2 protein-coding genes and 2 pseudogenes are annotated in these 4,746 nt (G+C 60.1%); 1 reads left to right on the forward strand and 3 read right to left on the reverse strand.

Going from position 1 to position 4,746, the window contains the following annotated elements:
* Positions 1-308, reverse strand: a pseudogene (locus tag EN750_RS19095) (ABC transporter permease); the annotation flags it as partial.
* Positions 309-631: 323 nt separating this feature from the next.
* On the opposite strand from EN750_RS19095, the pseudogene EN750_RS19100 reads away from it, so the two are divergent.
* Positions 632-1,575 (forward strand): annotated as a pseudogene (locus EN750_RS19100) (IS3 family transposase); the annotation flags it as partial.
* A gap of 300 nt (positions 1,576-1,875) precedes the next feature.
* On the opposite strand, the gene EN750_RS19105 reads toward EN750_RS19100, so the two are convergent.
* Both EN750_RS19105 and EN750_RS19115 read right to left on the reverse strand, forming a co-directional pair.
* Positions 1,876-3,459: an ABC transporter substrate-binding protein gene (locus EN750_RS19105; protein WP_095489424.1), complete on the reverse strand. Its 1,584-nt coding sequence runs from the start codon at positions 3,457-3,459 to the stop codon at positions 1,876-1,878.
* Positions 3,460-4,073: 614 nt separating this feature from the next.
* On the reverse strand, positions 4,074-4,746 hold a 673-nt coding region (locus EN750_RS19115; protein WP_245482739.1), incomplete at its 5' end, for an ABC transporter substrate-binding protein.

The raw sequence follows: 4,746 nt of genomic DNA on the forward strand, positions 1-4,746 counted from the left end.
GCGGTAATCTCCTGTCGCGAAGTGAGCGCGGTGCCGAGATCGCCAGTCAGCACACCGCCCAACCAGCGGAAATAGCGGATGTACGCTGGATCGTTAAGGCCCAGCTCGGCCCGCAGGTTGGCGAGCGCTTCCGGGGTCGCAGACTGGCCGAGAATGGCTTGCGAGACGTCGCCTGGCAGGATCTGCGTGCCGGCAAAGATTAGAATCGAGACAAGGAAAAGGAGCAGGATTCCAAGCGTGATGCGCTGGGTGATCAGTCTTACAATGGGGGACATCGCCGACAACCGCATTACGCCGTCAGCCAGCATTTGGATAGCGCGGAGTCATTCATGGGATTGGTGTGCTCGCCGCCATGGCCACGGCGGTTGAGATAGTCGAGTTTAAGTGACATGAGACGTTCCTCACTACTGTTCCCCTAAGGCCGACAAGGCGGCCGCGTATGGTGAACGTATCAACCTAAATGAGCGCGAAACGCGCTAATTTGCCTTTACCGACGCAGGAAACCGCCGTTTACTCGCTGCCCACGCCCAAAAGGCGACGACTAACGGGGGGTGACAAATCCTCGCCTTATGGCCATCAACAGCAGTGGCTGCAGGCACCTATAACGAGGGCCATCGAGTCTCAGGGCGCCAGGCTGCGCAAGGAAGTCGCGAAGCTGAAGGCGGAGCGCGACATCCTAAAAAAGGCCGCAGCCTACTTCGCGAGGGAAGTGACATGAGGTTCGCTTTCATCGCGAGGCACCGGGGCATCTGGCCGGTGGCATGGCTGTGCAGTGCGCTGGATGTGTCCCGCTCGGGCTTCCATGCCTGGCTCAACCGCAGCCCCAGCGTTCGCTCCCGGCATGACGAGATCCTCGTTTCCAGGATCGACCGAAGCTTCAAGAGCAGCGACCGCACTTACGGCGCGCGTCGGGTCTGGCACGACGTTCTGGCAGAGGGGCTTTCCTGCGGACTGCATCGCATCGAACGGCTGATGCGGGAGAACGGGCTGCGGGTCCGGCCTCGGCGCCGCGGACTGCCGAAGGACACCAGAGAGCGAGCGGCGGTGTCGGAGAACCTACTCGACCGCGCCTTCGAGGCATCGGCCCCGAACCAGAAGTGGATTGCGGACTTCACCTACATCTGGACCGCCGAAGGATGGCTCTACGTTGCCGCCGTCGTTGATCTGTTCTCCAGGCGTGTCGTCGGCTGGGCGATGAAGGCCGAGATGACGGCGCAGCTCGTCACCGACGCTCTCATCATGGCGATCTGGAGGAGAGGCAAGCCGGACAGCCTGCTGCACCACTCCGACCAAGGAGCGCAATATACGAGCGAGCAGTTCCAGCGACTGATGGCCGATCACGGCATCACCTGTTCAATGAGCCGGTCGGGCAACGTCTGGAACAACGCTGCGATGGAGAGCTTCTTCTCGTCGCTCAAGACCGAGCGGACAGCCCGCAAGGTCTACAGGACGAGGGATGACGCCAGGGCGGATGTGTTCGATTACATCGAGCGCTTCTATAACCCTCGGCGAAGGCACTCGACGCTAGGCTACCTGAGCCCAGTCGAGTTCGAGGAACAAGCTATGCTAGCTTAACCTCGTGTCCGAAAAACCGGCAGCAGGCCACTCCGCGGCAACCGCTTCGCCACTGTAATGCCGATATTGAGCACGCTACCTGCCTTGCGGCGGGGCATCGCGGGATGGGAATAGCGGCCCTCGAACGTGAGGGTAATTGGCGCGCTTATCCCCAACAAGCAGCTCGGCGACGGGGGTCACCTACATCGCGTCACCAACAAGATCTTATGAGCTGTCCCTGTTCGGATCATGCGAACTATGCCTAACCGATGAGAGAGTTGCCGGATAGCGTCCGAGCTGAAGGTTAACGACGCCGACGAACTAGGCCTTTAGCCAGCATTTGGTAAAAGCCAAGCTGTTCATCAGAGCGTCGTGCCAAGCGACATAGCCGCCAACCTTGTCGGAAATAGCGTCGACGGCCTGGTTGAACATTGGCACGATCACGCCTCCCTCATCGCGAACAATGATGGCTATCTCGCGATAGAGGTTCTTCCGCTTATCCTGATCGAGTTCAGCGCGCGCTTCGATGAGAAGCTTGTCGAACTTCTCGTTAGAGAAGTGGGTGTCGTTCCATTCGGCCGTTGACAGATACGTGGTCGAGTACATCTGGTCCTGCGTCGCTCGGCCTGACCAGTAAGTATTGCAGAAGGGTTGTTTGTTCCAGACCTCCGACCAGAAGCCGTCGTCTGGCACGCGCTGGATCTCAAGGGCGATGCCGGCTTTGGCACAGCTCTGCTGGTAGAGTTGTGCAGCATCGACCGCTCCAGGGAAGCCGGCGTTGGCGACCCGAAGGAGGATTGGGCCGTTGTGACCAGATTTTTTGTAATAATGCTTGGCTTGGTCGGTATCGAATTCGCGCTGGGGGATGTCTTCGGGAAACAGGCTATATGCGTTGTTGACCGGGAAGTCATTGCCGAGCGTGCCGTAGCCGCGCAGGATTTTATCGAGCATCTCCTGACGGTCGATTGCAAGCTTTAATGCCATTCTCAGATCGTTGTTGTCGAAGGGCGCGGTGTCGCAGAACATGTTGAAGCAATAGTAGCCGGGACCCGAGACGGCCTCCACTTTCAAGTTGGGCGCCCGCTTGATTAGATCGATGACCTTGGGCTCGACCTTGTCGATTATATGCACCTGGCCGGCCTGCAGCGCGGAGATACGAGCCGTCGCGTCATTGATGGCGAGGAGCTCAACCTGGTCGGCAAAACCCATCTTATCTGGCTGCCAGAAATTGGCGAAACGCTCGCCGCCGTACCGAACGCCGGGCTCGTTGACGCTCGCCTTGTACGGCCCAGCGCTGATGCCTTCGGCTGGATTGTCCTTCCCCCCATTCGGCTGAATAATGAGGTGATAGTCGGTCATAAGGTAAGGGAAGTCAGCATTGGCATCCTTCAACGTTACGACCACTTCGTCACCATTCGCGTTGATGGTGTCGATGCTCTTCAGCACGCCGAGCGCGCCGGACTTCGACTTCGGGTCAGAGTGACGCTCGAGAGTCGCCGCCACATCCTTCGCTGTCACGGCCTTGCCGTTGTGGAACTCGAGCCCCTTGCGGATCTTCATCGTCCAGGTTTTGGCGTCCTTGCTGGCCTCAACGCTTTCAGCTATGCGGTTCTCCAGTCCGCCGTCTGGCACCATCGCAACGAGATACTCGCCCCAGCAGGCGCCGAAAATCGATGACAAAGTCGAGAACGTCGCCGGATCGAGACTATCGGTCGCGCTACCTCCAGAAAGGCCGCCCTTAAGGATACCGCCGCGTACGGGCCCCTCCGCTCGCGCAGCGCTAGTAAGGAGCGAATTCGCAAACGTCGCCGAGACGCCGAGCGCCGTTGCGCGGCCAAGAAATTCACGCCGGCTCAGCCGGCCCGCAGCGACGCGGAGGCTGAGATAATCGAGTTCCTGCGACATTTGGATGCTCCTCGGTAATATGCGTTCCCTTAGGGCCGGACGACGCGGCCACTATTTAGAGTACCATTGGTACCAGCATCAATGTGTCGCTTTGCATGTATCGCTCGTCTGTCCGAGCACGAAATCGGCGTTTTGGCCCCCATTCGCGCAGGATCCGTCACATGACCTTGCCGCTCGAAGGGGGGAGTGTTCAGCAGGGCACGACGTGATCATGACCCTACCTAGATGACCCGCCCGCGCTTCTCGGTCACATTCGAATGGCGGGCGTGCGGTCCTGTGCCTCCGCAGCGCGCGCGTTGAAGGTGTGGCAGCCAACCCCGCCGGACTCTTAGGAAACGCGGCTTCGCGCGTCGAGGTGCCGGCCACTTGAGCCGCGCCACAGCGCGGCGCAGTGACCCGGTCGGTTTAAGCGCGGACTGCTGAGCTCATGCGGATCTAGGCCGTCCGTGGCTACAGGATGAGGCCCACGTCCTCAATCAAGACCCATGAAGCCGACGCGGCCAGCGTCGAGGAGAGCGTCGACACGTTTCATGTGCTCCTGATGTCGAAATCCTGATGCCGGTTGCCCAGCGCGTGGCGCTGGGCAACCGGCATCAGGCCGTAAGTCACGCCGTTCAGGCTTCGAGCCAGCATTCCGCCAATGCGGAGGCGTTGCTAAAATCCCGCGCAGGATGCTTCACGAAACCCTTCACGCCCGGCCCTGTCGCGTCGATGAACTGGTTGAAGAACGGTGCGATCACGCCGCCCTCGTCGCGAACGATGATGGCCATCTCGCGATAGAGGTTCTTGCGCTTGTCCTGGTCGAGTTCGGCGCGCGCCTCGATGAGAAGCTTGTCGAACTTCTCGTTAGCGAAGCGCGTGTCATTCCACGCCGCCGTCGACAGATAGGCGACCGAGTACGCCTGGTCCTGCGTCGCGCGACCGGTCCAAAAGGAAGTCGCGAACGGCTGCTTTAACCAGACCTCCGACCAGTAGCCATCGCTCGGCTCGCGCTTGACCTCGATAGTGATGCCGGCTTTGGTGCAGCTCTGCTGGTAGAGCTGGGCGGCGTCGACGGCGCCGGGGAAGGCAACATCGGAGGTCCTGAGCAGGATTGGCCCGCTGTGGCCCGACTTCTGATAGTGGAACTTGGCTTTGTCCGGATCGAAGGCCCGCTGCTCAATATCGTCGGAAAATAGCGGGTAGGCTTCGTTGATTGGGAAGTCGTTACCCACCGAGCCGTAGCCGCGCAGGATCTTGTCGAGCATCTGCTCGCGGTCCATGGCGAGCTTGAGCGCCATCCTGAGA

Origin of the sequence: Mesorhizobium sp. M7A.F.Ca.ET.027.03.2.1 (genome assembly GCF_003999175.1) — a bacterium.
Taxonomy (GTDB): Bacteria; Pseudomonadota; Alphaproteobacteria; order Rhizobiales; family Rhizobiaceae; genus Mesorhizobium.

What these genes read in the sequence shown, in the direction of transcription:
- EN750_RS19105 (WP_095489424.1), bottom strand. Translation starts at nt 3,459, where the DNA reads ATGTCGCAGGAACTCGATTATCTCAGCCTCCGCGTCGCTGCGGGCCGG.